The organism is Escherichia sp. MOD1-EC5990 (assembly GCF_002965285.1).
In the GTDB taxonomy this organism is placed as follows: Bacteria; Pseudomonadota; Gammaproteobacteria; order Enterobacterales; family Enterobacteriaceae; genus Escherichia; species Escherichia coli_F.
Window position 1 is genome coordinate 1 of the sequence record NZ_PTRV01000019.1, and the last position, 18,328, is coordinate 18,328.

The window sequence follows — 18,328 nt, forward strand, 5'->3', positions numbered from 1 at the left end:
TGTCGTTCTCAAAATCGGTGGAGCTGCATGACAAAGTCATCGGGCATTATCTGAACATAAAACACTATCAATAAGTTGGAGTCATTACCCGTTTGGCGTAGCAAATGCCATTGCGATCCCTGTTACCGGCAGGCTGGCACAAAGAATAGGCGAATTAAGGTTATTTTTACTATCAGTAACCTTCTTTTCGCTGTCTTCATTAATGTGTAGTCTTTCGACTAATCTTGATGTTCTTATATTTTTTAGAGTCGTCCAGGGATTAATGGCGGGGCCGTTAATTCCATTGTCACAGAGTTTATTATTAAGGAATTATCCGCCAGAAAAAAGAACATTTGCTTTGGCGTTATGGTCAATGACCGTAATTATCGCTCCGATTTGTGGGCCGATATTGGGTGGCTATATTTGTGATAACTTTAGTTGGGGATGGATATTTTTAATCAATGTCCCTATGGGGATTATCGTCCTGACATTATGTTTAACTTTACTTAAAGGAAGAGAAACTGAAACTTCACCGGTCAAAATGAATTTACCAGGGTTGACCCTGTTAGTGCTCGGTGTTGGTGGCTTGCAAATTATGCTTGATAAAGGGCGCGATCTGGATTGGTTCAACTCGAGTACAATAATAATATTAACAGTAGTATCAGCTATTTCTCTGATCTCTTTAGTCATTTGGGAGTCGACCTCAGAGAACCCGATTCTTGACCTCAGTTTGTTTAAGTCCCGTAATTTCACCATTGGTATTGTGAGTATCACCTGCGCGTATTTATTTTACTCTGGAGCGATAGTACTTATGCCGCAGTTACTCCAGGAAACGATGGGGTATAATGCGATATGGGCCGGACTTGCTTATGCGCCCATCGGCATCATGCCACTATTGATTTCGCCTTTGATAGGACGTTATGGCAACAAAATAGACATGCGGGTGTTAGTGACATTTAGTTTTTTGATGTATGCGGTTTGCTATTACTGGCGTTCTGTGACATTTATGCCAACGATTGATTTCACAGGCATCATTTTGCCACAGTTTTTCCAGGGATTCGCCGTTGCCTGTTTCTTTTTACCCTTAACAACGATTTCGTTTTCAGGGTTGCCAGATAATAAATTTGCCAATGCCTCGAGTATGAGTAATTTTTTTCGTACCCTGTCAGGATCAGTTGGTACGTCGTTGACAATGACGTTGTGGGGACGACGCGAATCGTTACACCATAGTCAGTTGACAGCAACCATCGATCAATTTAACCCCGTGTTTAATTCATCATCACAAATTATGGATAAATACTATGGTTCGCTTTCAGAGGTTCTTAATGAAATTAATAATGAAATAACTCAGCAGTCACTTTCAATTTCTGCAAATGAGATTTTCCGTATGGCGGCTATTGCTTTTATCTTACTTACGGTATTGGTTTGGTTTGCGAAACCGCCGTTTACAGCGAAAGGTGTTGGGTGATGGTAAAAAGAGGAGGCTAGAGCAGGCAAGTCCGCGGAATTTTGAACCTGTACCATCATTTTATATGGATATTATCAGGCAGCATCGCTCACCCAGGGAAAGGATGGCGATGCTGCGGTGAAACGTTATTAACGGCCTTTAGCCAGATATTGCTTCATCTCTTCTTCCGGCACCATTCCACCTCCTGTCGCCCACACCAGATGAGTGGCATTACGCAGTTGTTCTGTGCTGAAACCTTGCATCTGTTGGTAAATTACTGATGCGCACACGCGCTGAGGCCCGGCCATACCCGCCAGTGCTGAAGGCTCAAGACGAATGTCTTCTTCCTGCGCCAGCCAGCCAAGCATGTCATACATGGTTTGATCGCTAAGGGTATAGAAGCCATCCAGCAGACGCTCCATTGCCCGCCCGACAAAGCCTGATGCGCGACCAACTGCAAGGCCATCCGCGGCGGTAAGGTTGTCGATACCAATATCCTGAACAGAAATCTGATCGTGTAATCCAGTATGGACGCCTAACAGCATACAAGGGGAGTGCGTGGGTTCGGCAAAAAAGCAGTGAACATGATCGCCAAACGCCAGTTTAAGCCCGAATGCGACGCCACCAGGACCACCGCCAACGCCACACGGCAGATAGACAAACAGAGGGTTATCAGCATCGACAATACGACCTTGCTCGGCAAATTGCGCTTTAAGACGCTGGCCTGCGACGGAATACCCAAGGAACAACGTGCGGGAATTCTCGTCATCAATAAAGAAACAGTTCGGGTCAGACTGCGCTGCTTTACGTCCTTCCTCGACGGCAACCCCATAATCTTGCTCATATTCCACGACCGTAACGCCATGGCTGCGCAGTTTCGCTTTTTTCCATGCCCGGGCATCAGCAGACATATGTACTGTCACCTTAAAGCCAATGCGGGCGCTCATAATACCGATTGATAACCCCAGATTTCCGGTTGAGCCCACAGCAATGCTGTATTGGCTAAAGAACTGCTTAAACTCCGGAGAAAGCAGTTTGCTGTAGTCATCTTCAAGCGTCAGCAACCCTGCTTCCAGAGCCAGTTTTTCTGCATGTGCCAGGACTTCATAAATCCCGCCGCGTGCTTTTATGGAGCCGGAAATAGGCAAATGGCTATCTTTTTTCAGTAACAGTTGCCCGCTGATCGGTTGCTGATATTCCTTTTCCAGCCGTTTTTGCATAGCCGGAATGGCAACCAGTTCTGATTCAATAATCCCTCCAGAGGCAGCCGTTTCAGGAAATGCTTTTGCCAGATAGGGGGCAAAACGAGATAAGCGCGCATGGGCGTCCTGAACATCCTGTTCGGTCAGGCCAACATAAGGTAAACCTTCAGCCAATGAGGTCGTGCCAGGATTGAACCAGGTGGTTTCTTTAAGAGCAACCAGATCCTTTACCAACGGATACTGGGCGATGAGCGAGTTCATTTTAGCGTTTTCCATAGTATGTCTCTTTGCGCTTCGATGATAAATGACAGCAGGAATGTGCCCGCCAGAGCGACGACTGAAGCGATAAATGTCGCTGTCGTATAGTATTTATATGTTTCACTGAGCGTAGCGCCGCAAAATTGTTTCATCAGCCAGAAAAACGAGTCCGTAACGATCGTGCAGCCAATCGCAATAATTTCCGGGCTGATGTCTGGTTACAGCCACAGCACAATGATCCATATTTATATTTTTTCTCCGGGTGGGTGATGCCAGTCGGCATGTTTTACCTACTTGTCTGCATGGTGACTCGTTGGCGAGAACAGAGGCGGAATTGGTTACAATTGTCCGGGAATTCTTGTTATTTTTTACTGTATTGTCGTGTCGGGTGATAGGACGTTAAGAATATCGCTGGATCTCGCCAGTGACGTCTGTTTCTGCTACAGTGCCCGTTTTACGGCAAACGGCTTGGGTATGGCTTCATTAAAGGATGTCGCACGCCTGGCGGGAGTGTCGATGATGACTGTCTCCCGGGTGATGCATAATGCAGAATCTGTGCGTCCTGCAACGCGTGACCGCGTATTGCAGGCAATCCAAACCCTGAATTATGTTCCTGATCTTTCCGCTCGTAAGATGCGCGCTCAGGGACGTAAGCCGTCGACTCTCGCCGTGCTGGCGCAGGATACTGCTACCACTCCTTTCTCTGTTGATATTCTGCTTGCCATTGAACAAACCGCCAGCGAGTTTGGCTGGAATAGTTTTTTAATCAATATTTTTTCTGAAGATGACGCTGCCCGCGCGGCACGTCAGCTGCTTGCCCTCCGTCCGGATGGCATTATCTATACTACAATGGGACTGAGGCATATCACGCTGCCTGAGTCTCTGCATGGTGAAAATATTGTATTGGCGAACTGTGTGGCGGATGACCCAGCGTTACCCAGTTATATCCCTGATGATTACACTGCCCAATATGAAGCAACACAGCATTTGCTCGCGGCGGGCTATCGTCAACCGTTATGCTTCTGGCTACCGGAAGGTGCGTTGGCAACAGGGTATCGTCGGCAGGGATTTGAGCAGGCCTGGCGTGATGCTGGACGAGATCTGGCTGAGGTGAAACAATTTCACATGGCCATAGGTGATGATCACTACACCGATCTCGCAAGTATACTCAATGCCCACTTCCAGTCTGTAAAACCAGATTTTGATGTTCTGATTTGTGGTAACGATCGCGCAGCCTTTGTTGCTTATCAGGTTCTTCTGGCGAAGGGGGTACGTATCCCGCAGGATGTCGCCGTAATGGGCTTTGATAATCTGGTTGGCGTCGGGCATCTGTTTTTACCGCCGCTGACCACAATTCAGCTTCCACATGACATTATCGGGCGGGAAGCTGCATTGCATATTATTGAAGGTCGTGAAGGGGGAAGGGTAACGCAGATCCCTTGCCCGCTGTTGATCCGTTGTTCCACCTGATATTATGTTACCCCAGTTGCCAGAGTGCTCCATGTTGCAGCACGGCCACTCCGTGGGCGGCATAGAGCGACAGTTCCCGTTCTTCTGGCTGCGGATAGATTCGGCTACTCATCACAGCTTCCCCGTCGTTAATAAATACTTCCACGGATGATGTATCGATAAATATCCTTAGGGCGAGCGTGTCACGCTGCGGGAGGGGAATACTACGGTAACCATCTAAATTCTCGTGTGGGTAATACCGCCACAAAACAAGTCGCTCAGATTGGTTATCAATATACAGCCGCATTCCCGTGCCGAGCTGTAATCCGTAATGTTCGGCATCGCTGTTCTTCAGAGCCCACTGCAACTGAATCTCAACCGCTTGCGCGTTTTCCTGCAAAACATATTTGTTGCTGATTGTGTGGGGAGAGATTGATTGATGCTGCTGGCGTAACGACTCAGCTTCGTGTACCGGGCGTTGTAGGAGTTTGCCATTGCTCTCAGATAGCTCGCGCGCCAGCGTCATGCAGCCTGCCCAGCCTTCACGTTTTGAGGGCATTGGCGATTCCCACATATCCATCCAGCCGATAACAATACGCCGACCATCCTTCGCTAAAAAGCTTTGTGGTGCATAAAAGTCATGCCCATAATCAAGTTCAGTAAAATGCCCGGATTGTGCAAAAAGTCGTCCTGGCGACCATATTCCGGGTATTACACCACTTTGAAAGCGATTTCGATAATTGTATCCCTCGGCATTCATTCCCTGCGGGGAAAACATCAGATAATGTTGATCGCCAAGGCTGAAAAAGTCCGGACATTCCCACATATAGCTTTCACCCGCATCAGCGTGGGCCAGTACGCGATCGAAAGTCCATTCACGCAATGAACTACCGCGATAAAGCAGGATCTGTCCCGTGTTGCCTGGGTCTTTCGCCCCGACTACCATCCACCAGGTGTCGGCTTCACGCCACACTTTAGGATCGCGGAAGTGCATGATTCCTTCTGGTGGAGTGAGGATCACACCTTGTTTCTCGAAATGAATACCATCCCGGCTGGTAGCCAGACATTGTACTTCACGAATTGCATCGTCATTACCTGCACCATCGAGCCAGACGTGGCCGGTGTAGATAAGTGAGAGGACACCATTGTCATCAACAGCACTACCTGAAAAACACCCGTCTTTGTCATTCTCGTCTCCTGGCGCTAGCGCAATAGGCTCGTGCTGCCAGTGGATCATATCGTCGCTGGTGGCATGTCCCCAGTGCATTGGCCCCCAGTGTTCGCTCATCGGGTGATGCTGATAAAACGCGTGATAACGATTGTTAAACCAGATCAGGCCGTTTGGATCGTTCATCCACCCGGCTGGAGGCGCGAGGTGAAAATGGGGATAAAAAGTATTCCCCCGGCGCTCGTGAAGTTTTGCTAGTGCGTTTTGCGCCGCATGCAATCGAGATTGCGTCATTTTAATCATCCTGGTTAAGCAAATTTGGTGAATTGTTAACGTTAACTTTTATAAAAATAAAGCCCCTTATCTTTATAAATGTGATTAATATCACAAATGTTAACGTTAACTATGACGTTTTGTGATCGAATGTGCATGTTTTAGTAAATCCATGACGATTTTGCGAAAAAGAGGTTTATCACTATGCGTAAGTCAGATGAATTTGAGGGAAAAAAATGTCAGCCAAAGTATGGGTTTTAGGGGATGCGGTTGTCGATCTCTTGCCTGAATCAGACGGGCGCCTACTGCCTTGTCCTGGCGGCGCGCCAGCTAACGTTGCGGTGGGAATCGCCAGATTAGGCGGAATAAGTGGGTTTATAGGCCGGGTGGGTGATGATCCTTTTGGCGCGTTAATGCAAAGAACGCTGCTAACGGAGGGAGTCGATATCACGTATCTGAAGCAGGATGAATGGCACCGAACATCCACGGTGCTTGTCGATCTGAACGATCAGGGGGAACGTTCATTTACGTTTATGGTCCGCCCTAGTGCCGATCTTTTTTTAGAGACGACTGACTTGCCCTTCTGGCGACATGGCGAATGGTTACATCTCTGTTCTATTGCGTTGTCTGCTGAACCTTCGCGTACCAGCGCATTTACTGCGATGACGGCGATCCGGCATGCCGGAGGTTTTGTCAGCTTCGATCCCAATATTCGTGAAGATCTGTGGCAAGACGAGCATTTGCTCCGCTTGTGTTTGCGACAGGCGCTACAACTGGCGGATGTCGTCAAGCTCTCGGAAGAAGAATGGCGACTTATCAGCGGAAAAACACAGAACGATCGGGATATATGTGCTCTGGCAAAAGAGTATGAGATCGCCATGCTGTTGGTGACTAAAGGTGCAGAAGGGGTGGTGGTCTGTTATCGAGGACAAGTTCACCATTTTGCTGGAATGTCTGTGAATTGTGTCGATAGCACGGGGGCGGGAGATGCGTTCGTTGCCGGGTTACTCACAGGTCTTTCCTCTACGGGATTAGAGACCGATGAGAGAGAAATGCGACGAATTATCGATCTCGCTCAACGTTGCGGAGCGCTTGCAGTAACGGCGAAAGGGGCAATGACAGCGCTGCCATGTCGACAAGATCTGGAATAGTGAGAAATAAACGGCGAGGCCGTTCTTGTCTCTGAATAGGACGTGAATATTTTAACGACAGGCAGGTAATTATGGCACTGAATATACCATTCAAAAATGTGTACTATCGTTTTGCATCCAGTTACTCATTTCTCTTTTTTATTTCCTGGTCGCTGTGGTGGTCGTTATACGCTATTTGGCTGAAAGGACATCTAGGGTTGACTGGGACGGAATTAGGTACACTTTATTCGGTCAACCAGTTTACCAGCATTCTATTTATGATGGTCTACGGCATCGTCCAGGATAAACTCGGTCTGAAGAAACCGCTTATCTGGTGTATGAGTTTCATCCTGGTCTTGACCGGACCGTTTATGATTTACGTTTATGAACCGTTACTGCAAAGCAATTTTTCTGTAGGTCTAATTTTGGGGGCGCTCTTTTTTGGCTTGGGGTATCTGGCGGGCTGCGGTCTGCTTGATAGCTTCACCGAAAAAATGGCACGAAATTTTCATTTCGAATATGGAACAGCGCGCGCCTGGGGATCTTTTGGCTATGCGATTGGCGCGTTCTTTGCTGGCATATTTTTCAGTATCAGTCCCCATATCAACTTCTGGTTGGTTTCGCTATTTGGCGCTGTATTTATGATGATCAACATGCGTTTTAAATATCAGGATCAGCAGTGCGTAGCGGCAGATGCGGGAGGGGTAAAAAAAGAGGATTTTATTGCAGTTTTCAAGGATCGAAACTTCTGGATTTTCGTCATATTTATTGTGGGGACGTGGTCTTTCTATAACATTTTTGATCAACAGCTCTTTCCTGTTTTTTATGCAGGTTTATTCGAATCACACGATGTAGGAACGCGCCTGTATGGTTATCTCAACTCATTCCAGGTTGTACTCGAAGCGCTGTGCATGGCCATTATTCCTTTCTTTGTTAACCGGGTAGGGCCAAAAAATGCATTACTTATCGGTGTTGTGATTATGGCGTTGCGTATTCTTTCCTGCGCACTGTTCGTTAATCCCTGGATTATTTCATTAGTGAAGCTGTTACATGCCATTGAGGTTCCACTGTGTGTCATTTCCGTCTTCAAATACAGCGTGGCAAACTTTGATAAGCGCCTGTCGTCGACGATCTTTCTGATTGGTTTTCAAATTGCCAGTTCGTTGGGGATTGTGTTGCTTTCAACGCCGACTGGAATACTTTTTGACCATGCAGGTTACCAGACGGTTTTCTTCGTAATTTCGGGTATTGTCTGCCTGATGTTGTTATTTGGCATTTTCTTCCTGAGTAAAAAGCGTGAGCAAATGGTGATGGAAACGCCTGTACCTTCTGCAATATAGACGTAAACTCTTTCCGGTTGTTGTCGATAGCTCTATATCCCTCAACCGGAAAATAATAATACCAAAATGCTTAGCGCGGCTAATAATCGCCTAATCCAAACGCCTCATTCATGTTCTGGAACAGTCGCTCAAATGTTCTCAGGATACGCGGTTCGCTGATTTCCAGGAAATTGTCGTAATTCAGCGACCTGTCCCGTGTATCACGGGCCTGCTAATCCATCAAGGAATGCATTGCGGAGTGAAGTATCGAGTCAAGCCAGATTTCGCGATCAGGATTCTGTGTGATGATTACATTGCCAGGCCCGGGGCTGTTTAGTCATCGCCGCACAGTGCTGAGATTTCAACCTGTTGCAGGGAAAATGAGTAGATTTAGGGCAAGTGTGCTGCCAAACCCAACTTTTACGCGGGGAAGGTAGATTTCGTTGGAAGGATAAATGGTGTCCCCTGCAGACATCTACTTGAGGCGGCAGGGGATTGATTGGAATGGTGTTTTTTAGATGTGAGAAATATTTTACCCGCTATTTTACCCATTGGCGCGGCTTAAGAGCTTATTTTTGAATTCACAATGGTCACGATATAACCATCTTGCTCGCCCGTGGATAACTTTGGCTTTTGGCAGGTCGCCGGACTTAATCCGGTCATAGATGAAGGTTTTACCGAAGCCAGTATCGGCCATGATGAATTTCAAATCAACCAGTGAATCAGGTTGTAGTTCGTGTTGCATGAGTGCTATCTCCGAATAGGGAATCGAACCTGCAAATCAGGCAATAAAAAACCGCATTGATGCGGCAATGGTAGGTCTGGATATCTTGAGAAATGAACGGGCCTCATCGAGTGTGAGGCTGTGGTTAGTCCTTGCGTAACTCGCTAATTCTTCTGTAAGTCTCTGGTGCTTTGTTTCCGTGTATCTTCATTTCAGACTTCAACAGAGCAACGAGAGAATCCCATTCGTTGAGGATGCCTTTGAATGCCGGAACGCGCTTTGCAACCTTGTCGAATGAATCCCTGATTTCTGGAATCTGCTCGACAAGCGCAACGCATCGTCGGAAATCGGCTGCGTCATGTGGAGCACCGAAGCTATGACCATAGATATTCTTTTTCAGTCCACATGCGATTGAGGCAAGAGTTGCGCTACTGATGCCAACATCGCCAGTCGATTGCCATTTCAAAACCTTCATAGCCAAATCTGACATTTCTTGTCTCCAATAAAAAAACCGCCATCAGGCGGCTTGGTGTTCTTTCAGTTCTTCAATTCGAATATTGGTTATGTCTGCATGTGCTATCTGCGCCCATATTATCCAGTGGTCATAGCAGTCGTTGATGTTCTCTGCTTCGATAACCCTGTTGAATGGCTCTCCATTCCATTCTCCTGTGACTCGGAAGTGCATTTATCATCTCCATAAAACAAAACTCGCCGTAGCGAGTTCAGATAAAAGAAATCCCCGCGAGGGCGGGGATGTTAAGTCGGTGGGGGTACAGTATGGATATCGAAAATTATTGCGCGATTCTCATTACTCCCCTGGGAAAACATTATCTGGCAAGCATACGTTGTTGATGCTGTTTCACAACACGTAAACGTAAGCTGTCATAGGCCCAATTGTAGAACATGGTATATGGTAGAAAGAAAAGGAAGAATCCTATCTCTAGTGTAAAAGCCTGTAACAGACTGACGCTCAGAATCCAGGACACCATAATGACGCCGATCGCGATAAATCCACTTTCAAAGCCCAAAGCATGGAATGCACGAACTTTTGCAGTTCGTTTTACCTGATGAGCAGGCCAGTAGCGATCAAATAGCATGTTATAGATGATATTCCAGATCATTGCAGTTGAAGCCAACAAGATAGTCATCCCGCCCATTTCGAGTATAGTTCGCTGCATTAACCATGCTGTGGTGGGGGCCAGAATCGCAGTGGCAATTCCTTCAAAGCAAATAGCGTGAAAAATACGCTCAAGTAACGATCTGCGTTGAATCGCATTATGTTGCATAACTTACCTTTCTTACAGTTTCGACCGCGTTATGGAGTTGTGAGATTTTTATCGATTTATGTGATATATAAAAGATAGATACCATCGAAAAAATTGATAGATTATGCGTTACTCACTTGAAGCGTTAAGTACATTTGTTGAAGCGGTTTCCTGTGGCTCCTTTTCTGCTGCGGCACGAAGATTACGCAAAAGTCAGTCCGCAGTCAGTACGTCAATTGCCAATCTTGAGGTCGATCTTGGTATATCATTATTCGATCGCTCTTCGCGAGAACCTGTGCTGACAGAGGAAGGAAAGAAAGTATTGAGTTACGTTCATGCGATTTTGTCAGCCAGTGAACGTCTTGAGGAGGTGGCGGTTTCGCTTGCCGGAGAGACTGAAGCTCGTCTGACGTTTGTGCTTTCCGATACCCTACACCCTGACTTATTAGAAGACATCATGGTGCAGTTTGATAGTCAGTTTCCACATACTGAGTTAGAGGTTTTAATTGGTGAGGATGTCGATGTCATCGATCTTTTGCAAAAAGAACGAGCGCAGATCGGCTTAATTGAGTTTCGGGAACACTACCCCACCGATATTGGCTCAACCCGTTTACCGATGCAAGCGTGGATGGGCATTTATGTTTCGGCGTCACATCCACTGTCTGCAGAAAAAACAATCCAGCGGGAACAACTTCATTCATGGCGAGAACTTCGTCTTAATACTTATATCGATAACCGGGAGATGATTGCCCGTGGACCGGTTTGGTCTGCACCTAACTATTTGTTGTTACTCAGTATGGCCGTACAGGGATTTGGCTGGTGCTCTCTGCCCTGTGCTCTGGTTGAGGAGTTTGCAACAGAAAAACCGCTGGTTCAGCTCGACGTACCTGGCTGGCCAAAGGCAATTTCTATCGATCTGCTTTGGAATAAAAAATCGCCACCAGGCGCGGCTGGAAATTGGCTTAAGCATCATTTACAGCATATCAATGCCCCAAATAGTCGAACTTAGATTAGTTAAAATATGGAATCCTGAAATAATCTATGTTGATATGTGGAGCCATCTTCCGGGCTCCCACCTAAATCATGTTAGCAGTTCCATTTTTTTGATGATTTCCGCATGAGCATCATCGTTATCCCCAGCGATAAATTGAATACAAAACCAGTGCTACCGCCATTGCAATTCCTACCGTTGCGAATGCTTCAGGCCAGCTCATTGATTCACCTCCTGCGCGGTTCTGGTAGTGGTATCCAGAACAAGGCGTTCCCTAACCACGATAAAGTGCCGTCGCTCAACTCCACGTATTCCCCTTGCACCTGTCCTGCCATATACTCACCGTGCTTTGAATAAATTAAAATCCAATCATCTTGAGCGGGCATTCGCTCACTACAGCTTATCCAACCACCCGGAGTTACCGGAGAGTTGCCGCGTTCTTTAATGTGCAAGCGAGGCTCACCATCTTTTGGTTCAGGCCACTGGCGCTCCATGTTGATCTTCAATTTATCTTCCTGTAGTGGCTCGCTCCATTGCACCGCGATCTTCAAATCTGCGGATTACTTCCAGCAGTTGCATCGGCTCAATATCCTGAATCTCAAGACCGCCGATGATGGGTAAAATGTCGTCATCAAACATTTTGGCAAGTTCAGTTGCATAGCCTACTGACCAGACTTGCTTCTTGTGCTCGTACCATTCCTTGTAAATCGCACTAAATGAATTGTTGTTAGACGAAGCCTTTTTCGCCTTTACCGGATCGATGCCAACCGAGATGTCTTTCCTCGCAGTCCATGCTTTATCCCTTGCCTGCTGCAAAGTCATAAGCGGATATTTTCCGACAGTCAGGATTTTCTCCTTACCGTCAATCTTGTAGCGAAGCTGCCATACCTATTTCCCGGATACAGGGACATAAAGGTACAGGCCATTACCATCGAGAAGGCGGTATGGTTTTTCTTTCGGCTTAGCTGCTTCAATCTGCTTAACGGTGAGCATGGGTAAAAATCCGGTGGGTAAAATTATTTTATCCACTTTTTACCCGTCATGGAGTGCGGCTGTCAACGATCTGACGCGAACCATTACGAACTGTTAATCTACGGAAGACTTGATATTCAGGGGATTTTACGGACTGGTACGGATGGGAGCGAACTGATAAATGGTGTCCCCTGCAGGAATCGAACCTGCAATTAGCCCTTAGGAGGGGCTCGTTATATCCATTTAACTAAGAGGACAATGCGGCATGAGTATACCCGCTAATGCTCAGCGGGGTAAGTACACTGCCGCTCGATTGCTTAAACCCTCGCCATTTATGCCGGGTTTTTATCATTTTTCTTAATGTTTTCCGCACGTTCTGCTTTTTGTCGTGCTTCTGCTTTGCGCTTGTTGCTCATGTCGTTACGGATCTGTGCATGACTCATTAACGCGAAGATAAAGGTGCCGCCGCAGATGTTTCCTGCCAGAGTAGGCAGCGCGAAGGGCCAGATGAAATCGCTCCAGTGCAGCGTGCCGTTAAATACCAGATAGAGGATTTCTACAGAACCGACAACGATGTGGGTGGTATCTCCGAGGGCGATAAGCCAGGTCATTAATATAATCACTACAATCTTTGCCGCACCCGCTGCAGGAAACATCCATACCATAGTGGCGATCAGCCAGCCGGAAATGATCGCGTTGGCAAACATCTCACTGGGGGTGTTCTTCATCACATCCATGCCGATTTTTACAAATGCATCGCGAGTTTCTTCATTAAAGATAGGCATATATTCAAATGCCCACGCCGCAATACCTGTCCCGAGAATATTCCCCAGCAGCACGACGCCCCATAACCGCATAAGTAAGCCGACGTTGCTCATTGTCGGTTTTTGCATGACGGGTAGTACCGCAGTCACGGTGTTTTCGGTAAATAATTGCTGGCGGGCCATAATGACGATAATAAAGCCAAAGGTATAACCGAGATTCTCCAGCAAGAAACTGCCCGGCACGCCTTCCAGTTCGACATGAAATATCCCTTTTGCCAGTAGTGAAGCGCCCATCGACAGACCCGCCGCAATGGCTGACCACAGTAGCGCCATTGCGTCGCGTTCCAGCTCTTTTTCACCATCCTGGCGGATATGTTCATGAATTGCCATCGCCCGGGAGGGGAGTCGGTCTTCATCTATTTCTATTTTTTTGCCGCGTTCTTTTTCTTCGCTCTCAACTTCAATTTCGTCGCTGTGTTGATCAATTTTGTCGTTGTCCATGGTCTCTTCTCTTGAATTAGCACGTATAGCTAAAGCGTAGCGGCTTTTTTGCTCGCAACTGGCGGGAGTTACTCTGAAAATGTAGAAAAGGCTGTGTTTGCCTTTTTCTGTTTCTATAGAATCAAGTAGCCTACAGGGCGTCGATTACCAGGCTATGATCAAATCAGCAAATCAGGGCGTCTGGACATCAGTTGACGTGCTGTTACAATCGCCCACACCTAAACAGGCGGATACGGTATCGTTCCGTCATGGATGGCAAACTGCATAAGCCATAAAAAAACAGGGAGACATTTATGAAGCTTCGCCTGTCGGCGCTTGCTCTTGGAACTACGCTTCTGGTGGGGTGTGCGAGTTCCGGTACAGATCAGCAAGGGCGTTCTGACCCATTAGAAGGGTTCAACCGCACCATGTACAACTTCAACTTCAATGTATTAGACCCGTATATTGTTCGACCGGTCGCAGTCGCCTGGCGTGATTATGTTCCGCAACCGGCGCGTAACGGTTTGAGCAACTTTACCGGCAACCTTGAAGAACCTGCGGTGATGGTTAACTACTTCTTGCAGGGCGACCCTTATCAGGGGATGGTCCACTTTACCCGCTTTTTCCTGAACACTATTTTGGGGATGGGCGGCTTTATTGATGTTGCGGGGATGGCGAACCCGAAACTGCAACGGACTGAACCTCACCGCTTCGGTAGTACGCTTGGTCATTATGGCGTGGGTTATGGGCCGTACGTACAATTACCGTTCTACGGTAGCTTCACGCTGCGTGATGACGGCGGTGATATGGCGGATGGTCTTTACCCGGTACTTTCCTGGCTGACCTGGCCGATGTCCGTGGGTAAATGGACGCTTGAAGGTATCGAAACCCGTGCGCAACTGCTGGATTCCGACGGCCTGCTGCGTCAGTCGTCCGACCCATACATTATGGTGCGCGAAGCGTACTTCCAGCGTCATGATTTCATCGCCAATGGCGGCGAACTCAAACCGCAGGAAAACCCGAACGCGCAAGCGATTCAGGATGAGTTAAAAGATATCGATTCTGAATAAGAAACAAATAAAAAAGGTGAGTCGCAAAACTCACCTTTTTTGTTGTTATCCATCAATTACCACAAGTAAAAGGAGACAAACCGACAATGACCCGGACGAAATTATGTAAAAATACTGATGTTCGCCACTGACTGTTTCCGATATTCAGACGTTGGAAAATCAAAAAACTGGACAAATAATTTTAATTATCATCAAAATTAACACCCAACGCAGAGAGTTGTTTAATTTCACTTTGATATTTCATCTGGCGATTTTGAAGTCTTTTTTCAACTTTATCTTCGATTTCCTTAAACTGTTTATATTCATTTTGAGAGTTGTCAACGTCAACTTCGTTAGCGAATAAAGTAGAAATTATTTCTTTTACATTATCGCGTCTAAATTTTGCATTGTCCACTTGAAAATTGTATCTTATTGCTCGACCTAAACGTTTAAAAACTTCGTTAGGTTCTCTCAGTCTTTCCCCGTTGAGCTCGTTTACAACCTGATGATCGGAACCTGTTGCAAATGACTCTGCCATGATAGCTTTACTGCTTTCAAACCACGCTGAAGCTTTCCTGGCGTTTTCACTACAATATTGGGTGAGACTATCACCATTAATACGAATTCCTCTTTGAATGTGGTAGTCGTCCTGATCGTAGTAACCGAGAGATAAGTAATCATTTCCGTTTTTATTTTTAATTACAATAGCGAGAGAGTCGCCTTTTTTATCTTTACCGTACCAGGTAAATAAGTCCGTTGGTTCGCTTTTCCCGCTCTCATCAAATTTCGTTACCGTATGTCTGAGTTTGTGCGATATTTTATCGAAGATAAAACCAGGATTTCCATCATATATTTCTTTTATTGCGCTGAAGATCATTTCCTTGTTATGGATATCATGAGTATTCTCTACTACATTTTTACTGATGATGGTTTGACCGACTTTTTTGTTTTCATCGTTCGCAGGTGATTTTGTTGGTTCTTGATTATGAATACCAATAATACCATCATCAGTATATTCAGCATTATTTATATCATCATGAGTCTTCTCAACTATGTTGTCATTAATGATAGTACGGACGAGTTCTTTGTCTTTATAGTTCGCAGATAATTTTATTGGTTCTTGGTTGTCGATACCAATAGTAATATAGTCTGTATCATTGGAGCCAATATCAATATAAGTAACTGAGGAATTATTGATAATTATTCTATCAGGTTCACCGGTTCCTCGTATGGCATTTTTTATAAGCTCAAGTAGATGTTTAATACAGGTACTTATTCCTTCCTTGCCATTAAAAAGGTTTTTGAACTCTTGTACTAATCCATTAACTTCATTATTGTTATTTTCATTGGTGGATTCTGTGTAAGTAGGGCAGGTATTGTTGATTGAAACAGATGGTAGCATGATTTTATTCCACGTTGATTGATTTGTTGCAAATATATATTACCTAATAAAATAGACTATCAAAAAACGCTCATTTATTTAGAACCTATCTTTAATTTGAGTGTATGAGCGCATAATAGCCAGGGTGGTTTGAGTATCCTGGAAATTCAGAAAAGTAAACTCATTGAGAAGGACGAGCAGAACGCCTGATAATCTATCTTTCCCTTCAGGCCTGTCTGTGGATAACGCTTACAAATTTGCAAGGGCAAGCTGACATCAGGCTGTTTGCAAAATTGTCTTATCTCAGGAGGCAAGCAATGAGGAAACTACTTTCGGTGAAGAGAGGGAGTTAAAGTCACCTGCATAGCAGGTGACTTTAACTAAGCTAACGCGTTATCAGAACGCGTAGTTAAAGTTCGTACCGAACAGCCAGGCTTTACCTTCAGACTCGAACTGATATGGCCCTTCGTTAATTTTCACGCTCTGGCCGTGCATATAAGAAACACCAACGTCGACTGAAGCATCTTTATTAAATGCGTAAGTCGTACCTGCACTCAGCCAGAAACGGTCCTGGTCCGGAATGGAGATAGAACGATTCTGTGCCGGAACTGGGCTGTCATCGAAGGCGATACCGGTACGGAAGGTCCAGTTATCATCGTAGTAATAAGTGGTACCCAACGCGATGCGGTAAGCATCTTTAAAGCCTTCATGTTTCTGGAACAGCGTGTCGCCACTCGTTGATGTCGCTTTCAGTTGCTGGAACTGACTCCAGCTGGTGTAAGCCAGGCTATAGTGAATTGCCCACTGCGGATCAACACGGTTATAACCCGACACTTCCCACATTTCAGGCAGGTTCAGCGTCAGATAACCCGACTGCGTTGCGCCACCTGTCGCGGTAGGAATTGGCAAACCGTAGTTATTAAAAGCCGGGTTAAGATCGCTGCTGTAGTTACCCTTGAAGTCAATTTTCACTTCAGAGCGGTAGGTCAATGCGTAGCGGTTGTTTTTATCCAGTTCGTACAGGATCCCGGCGTTCCAGCCAAAGCCCCACTGGTTACCGTTCAGGTGAGCGATTTTGGTATTACTGTCGATGCCGTTGGCGGTAGCTGCTAATGCTTGCCCCTGAGGAGTCCGCCCAGCAGGAGATTGCATAATCTGACCAGCCACCAGTTGCCCCAGATCGCCTGCAAAACGTTCAATTTTCGCACGAGCGTAGACGGCGTTGAAACCGAGACCAAAGCTCCATGCATTATTTAAGCGATATGCACCGCTTAAGTTCAGGTTCATGGTTTCGAGGTCGGTGGTACCACCGACAGAGCCGCCTGCATAAGTATCGTTAAACTCTGTCGCCAGACCATAGTTAGAGGTAATAGAAGCCCCCCAACCAAATTGGTCGTTAATCGGTGCAACAAAGTGCATGTTCGGAACCCATGCCGTAGGCGCGATATTATCGGCTTTCAGGCTACGACCAGACGGAGACGTTCCGCTGATATTTACGTCCGGATCTATATAAACCGCACCCGCAGAAAATGTCGGGCGGTCAAACATGGTAATCAACGCGGGGTTACGGCTGACGTTACCTGCATCATCGGCAATAGCGCCTTCCCCTGAATAAGCCCGGCCCAGGCCAGAGGAAGAAAATTCGTTTAACTGAAAGCCTGCCGACCAGGCCTGGGTGGAGATAAGTGCCACTGCGACTGCGATAGCAGACTTTGTAAACAGGGTTTTCTGGCTCATGACCATAACCTCAATGATTTATTTTTATACAAACTATGTTACGTACTGTAACAGGAGCGCGAAGTGTAGGGTCTGAGGTACATCTTAGAAATCAGACCAGTGGCGAGAGTATAGGTCGGACCAGATGGAATGTTGCAAGTATGTTTCTATATTTTTTCAAATATGATCTAAGAAACGCGATCCAGCTGGCAAAATTTGGAGGTGGCGCACTCATGGATTCGGGTGAATTTTGTTTTAGATCATTTTTAAGTGTGATTTCGGTCACTTATCCGATTTTGCAGAATTAACAACTGGAGCAGTACTTTCCGGAAGCGTAAAATATCCCCAACGTTTATCTGGCACCTTAGGTGCACATACAGAGGAAATCAACGATGAGTAAATGTAGTGCTGATGAAACCCCGGTTTGCTGCTGTATGGATGTTGGCACCATTATGGACAACTCCGACTGCACCGCGTCTTACAGCCGCGTGTTTGCAAACCGCGCAGAAGCAGAACAAACGCTGGCGGCGCTGACTGAAAAAGCCCGTAGCGTTGAATCCGAACCTTGCAAAATCACCCCGACTTTCACTGAAGAGTCTGACGGTGTGCGCCTGGATATCGATTTCACTTTTGCCTGCGAAGCTGAAATGTTGATCTTCCAGCTGGGTCTGCGTTAATTCCTCTCGGGTATATACGCCCCTGTCAGTTCCTGGCGGGGGCGTTTTTATTTTCTCTTCCTCTTTTCTCTCTGTGTCATAGCT

At 46.3% G+C, this 18,328-nt stretch carries 16 protein-coding genes, 1 tRNA gene and 4 pseudogenes; 8 read left to right on the forward strand and 13 right to left on the reverse strand.

Going from position 1 to position 18,328, the window contains the following annotated elements; translation table 11 throughout:
* Both BEB42_RS18980 and emrY read left to right on the forward strand, forming a co-directional pair.
* The coding region (locus BEB42_RS18980; protein WP_004200914.1) for an IS1 family transposase at positions 1–74 on the forward strand (74 nt) is incomplete at its 5' end.
* A gap of 11 nt (positions 75–85) precedes the next feature.
* Positions 86–1,447 (forward strand): annotated as a pseudogene (gene emrY / locus BEB42_RS18985) (multidrug efflux MFS transporter permease subunit EmrY); the annotation flags it as partial.
* Between the two features lie 128 nt (positions 1,448–1,575).
* Here emrY and dsdA read toward each other — a convergent pair.
* Both dsdA and BEB42_RS18995 read right to left on the reverse strand, forming a co-directional pair.
* A complete protein-coding gene (gene dsdA, locus BEB42_RS18990) occupies positions 1,576–2,904 on the reverse strand; it encodes a D-serine ammonia-lyase (RefSeq protein WP_105267494.1) in 1,329 nt (442 codons plus the stop codon).
* Positions 2,886–3,104 (reverse strand): annotated as a pseudogene (locus BEB42_RS18995) (GntT/GntP/DsdX family permease); the annotation flags it as partial. The gene dsdA and the pseudogene BEB42_RS18995, both read right to left, overlap by 19 nt.
* A gap of 256 nt (positions 3,105–3,360) precedes the next feature.
* Between BEB42_RS18995 and BEB42_RS19000 the strand changes: the two are divergent.
* On the forward strand, positions 3,361–4,356 hold the full coding sequence (locus BEB42_RS19000; RefSeq protein WP_001353060.1) for a LacI family DNA-binding transcriptional regulator: 996 nt from the start codon (positions 3,361–3,363) through the stop codon (positions 4,354–4,356).
* A gap of 7 nt (positions 4,357–4,363) precedes the next feature.
* Here the strand turns inward: BEB42_RS19000 and cscA are convergent, their stop codons facing one another.
* Positions 4,364–5,797 carry a sucrose-6-phosphate hydrolase gene (cscA, locus tag BEB42_RS19005; RefSeq protein ID WP_000194537.1) on the reverse strand — a complete coding sequence of 478 codons (1,434 nt, stop codon included), beginning with the start codon at positions 5,795–5,797 and terminating at the stop codon, positions 4,364–4,366.
* Between the two features lie 215 nt (positions 5,798–6,012).
* Here cscA and BEB42_RS19010 point away from each other — a divergent pair, with 215 nt between their 5' ends.
* Positions 6,013–6,927 carry an aminoimidazole riboside kinase gene (locus BEB42_RS19010; protein ID WP_001274880.1) on the forward strand — a complete coding sequence of 305 codons (915 nt, stop codon included), beginning with the start codon at positions 6,013–6,015 and terminating at the stop codon, positions 6,925–6,927.
* Between the two features lie 71 nt (positions 6,928–6,998).
* Positions 6,999–8,246, forward strand: coding sequence for an oligosaccharide MFS transporter (locus BEB42_RS19015; RefSeq protein ID WP_074500925.1), 1,248 nt, complete (start codon positions 6,999–7,001; stop codon positions 8,244–8,246).
* Positions 8,247–8,769: 523 nt separating this feature from the next.
* Here BEB42_RS19015 and torI read toward each other — a convergent pair.
* The 4 genes from torI to BEB42_RS19040 all read right to left on the reverse strand — a co-directional run bounded on the left by torI (position 8,770) and on the right by BEB42_RS19040 (position 10,235).
* On the reverse strand, positions 8,770–8,970 hold the full coding sequence (gene torI / locus BEB42_RS19025) for a response regulator inhibitor TorI (RefSeq protein ID WP_001163428.1): 201 nt from the start codon (positions 8,968–8,970) through the stop codon (positions 8,770–8,772).
* Between the two features lie 124 nt (positions 8,971–9,094).
* A complete protein-coding gene (locus BEB42_RS19030) occupies positions 9,095–9,439 on the reverse strand; it encodes a hypothetical protein (RefSeq protein ID WP_001281200.1) in 345 nt (114 codons plus the stop codon).
* A 27-nt stretch (positions 9,440–9,466) separates the two neighbouring features.
* Positions 9,467–9,634: a hypothetical protein gene (locus BEB42_RS19035; RefSeq protein WP_000545725.1), complete on the reverse strand. Its 168-nt coding sequence runs from the start codon at positions 9,632–9,634 to the stop codon at positions 9,467–9,469.
* A gap of 142 nt (positions 9,635–9,776) precedes the next feature.
* Complete coding sequence (locus tag BEB42_RS19040) at positions 9,777–10,235, reverse strand: multidrug/biocide efflux PACE transporter (protein ID WP_001164448.1); 459 nt, start codon at positions 10,233–10,235, stop codon at positions 9,777–9,779.
* A gap of 103 nt (positions 10,236–10,338) precedes the next feature.
* Between BEB42_RS19040 and BEB42_RS19045 the strand changes: the two genes are divergently transcribed.
* Positions 10,339–11,223, forward strand: a complete 885-nt coding sequence (locus tag BEB42_RS19045) for a LysR family transcriptional regulator (protein ID WP_105267495.1) — start codon at positions 10,339–10,341, stop codon at positions 11,221–11,223.
* Positions 11,224–11,424: 201 nt separating this feature from the next.
* On the opposite strand, the pseudogene BEB42_RS19050 reads toward BEB42_RS19045, so the two are convergent.
* The 4 genes and pseudogenes from BEB42_RS19050 to BEB42_RS19065 form a co-directional block, all read right to left on the reverse strand.
* Positions 11,425–11,720: pseudogene (locus BEB42_RS19050) on the reverse strand (dATP/dGTP pyrophosphohydrolase domain-containing protein); the annotation flags it as partial.
* Positions 11,716–12,198: pseudogene (intS, locus tag BEB42_RS19055) on the reverse strand (prophage integrase IntS); the annotation flags it as partial. The pseudogenes BEB42_RS19050 and intS, both read right to left, overlap by 5 nt.
* A gap of 161 nt (positions 12,199–12,359) precedes the next feature.
* A tRNA-Arg gene (locus BEB42_RS19060) sits at positions 12,360–12,434 on the reverse strand.
* A gap of 75 nt (positions 12,435–12,509) precedes the next feature.
* A complete protein-coding gene (locus tag BEB42_RS19065; RefSeq protein ID WP_000368131.1) occupies positions 12,510–13,442 on the reverse strand; it encodes a formate/nitrite transporter family protein in 933 nt (310 codons plus the stop codon).
* A 293-nt stretch (positions 13,443–13,735) separates the two neighbouring features.
* Between BEB42_RS19065 and mlaA the strand changes: the two genes are divergently transcribed.
* The gene (mlaA, locus tag BEB42_RS19075; protein ID WP_000776770.1) at positions 13,736–14,491 is read left to right on the forward strand and encodes a phospholipid-binding lipoprotein MlaA; all 756 of its coding nucleotides are present in this window, start codon (positions 13,736–13,738) and stop codon (positions 14,489–14,491) included.
* Positions 14,492–14,672: 181 nt separating this feature from the next.
* Here mlaA and BEB42_RS19080 read toward each other — a convergent pair whose 3' ends face one another.
* Both BEB42_RS19080 and fadL read right to left on the reverse strand, forming a co-directional pair.
* Positions 14,673–15,872 carry a hypothetical protein gene (locus BEB42_RS19080; RefSeq protein WP_000937961.1) on the reverse strand — a complete coding sequence of 400 codons (1,200 nt, stop codon included), beginning with the start codon at positions 15,870–15,872 and terminating at the stop codon, positions 14,673–14,675.
* 375 nt (positions 15,873–16,247) lie between these two features.
* Positions 16,248–17,588: a long-chain fatty acid transporter FadL gene (gene fadL, locus BEB42_RS19085; protein ID WP_001353061.1), complete on the reverse strand. Its 1,341-nt coding sequence runs from the start codon at positions 17,586–17,588 to the stop codon at positions 16,248–16,250.
* A gap of 371 nt (positions 17,589–17,959) precedes the next feature.
* Here fadL and BEB42_RS19095 point away from each other — a divergent pair, with 371 nt between their 5' ends.
* Entirely contained in the window at positions 17,960–18,244 is a 285-nt protein-coding gene (locus tag BEB42_RS19095; protein ID WP_001296261.1) for a YfcZ/YiiS family protein, read from the forward strand.
* Positions 18,245–18,328: the final 84 nt, after the last annotated feature.

Bases quoted from the DNA above. Each gene is read 5' to 3' on its own strand.
- fadL (WP_001353061.1), bottom strand. From the start codon at position 17,588: ATGAGCCAGAAAACCCTGTTTACAAAGTCTGCTATCGCAGTCGCAGTG.
- mlaA (WP_000776770.1), top strand. From the start codon at position 13,736: ATGAAGCTTCGCCTGTCGGCGCTTGCTCTTGGAACTACGCTTCTGGTG.
- BEB42_RS19000 (WP_001353060.1), top strand. From the start codon at position 3,361: ATGGCTTCATTAAAGGATGTCGCACGCCTGGCGGGAGTGTCGATGATG.
- BEB42_RS19080 (WP_000937961.1), bottom strand. From the start codon at position 15,872: ATGCTACCATCTGTTTCAATCAACAATACCTGCCCTACTTACACAGAA.
- BEB42_RS19010 (WP_001274880.1), top strand. From the start codon at position 6,013: ATGTCAGCCAAAGTATGGGTTTTAGGGGATGCGGTTGTCGATCTCTTG.
- torI (WP_001163428.1), bottom strand. From the start codon at position 8,970: ATGCAACACGAACTACAACCTGATTCACTGGTTGATTTGAAATTCATC.
- BEB42_RS19040 (WP_001164448.1), bottom strand. From the start codon at position 10,235: ATGCAACATAATGCGATTCAACGCAGATCGTTACTTGAGCGTATTTTT.
- dsdA (WP_105267494.1), bottom strand. From the start codon at position 2,904: ATGGAAAACGCTAAAATGAACTCGCTCATCGCCCAGTATCCGTTGGTA.
- BEB42_RS19030 (WP_001281200.1), bottom strand. From the start codon at position 9,439: ATGTCAGATTTGGCTATGAAGGTTTTGAAATGGCAATCGACTGGCGAT.
- BEB42_RS19035 (WP_000545725.1), bottom strand. From the start codon at position 9,634: ATGCACTTCCGAGTCACAGGAGAATGGAATGGAGAGCCATTCAACAGG.
- BEB42_RS19015 (WP_074500925.1), top strand. From the start codon at position 6,999: ATGGCACTGAATATACCATTCAAAAATGTGTACTATCGTTTTGCATCC.
- cscA (WP_000194537.1), bottom strand. From the start codon at position 5,797: ATGACGCAATCTCGATTGCATGCGGCGCAAAACGCACTAGCAAAACTT.
- BEB42_RS19065 (WP_000368131.1), bottom strand. From the start codon at position 13,442: ATGGACAACGACAAAATTGATCAACACAGCGACGAAATTGAAGTTGAG.
- BEB42_RS19045 (WP_105267495.1), top strand. From the start codon at position 10,339: ATGCGTTACTCACTTGAAGCGTTAAGTACATTTGTTGAAGCGGTTTCC.
- BEB42_RS19095 (WP_001296261.1), top strand. From the start codon at position 17,960: ATGAGTAAATGTAGTGCTGATGAAACCCCGGTTTGCTGCTGTATGGAT.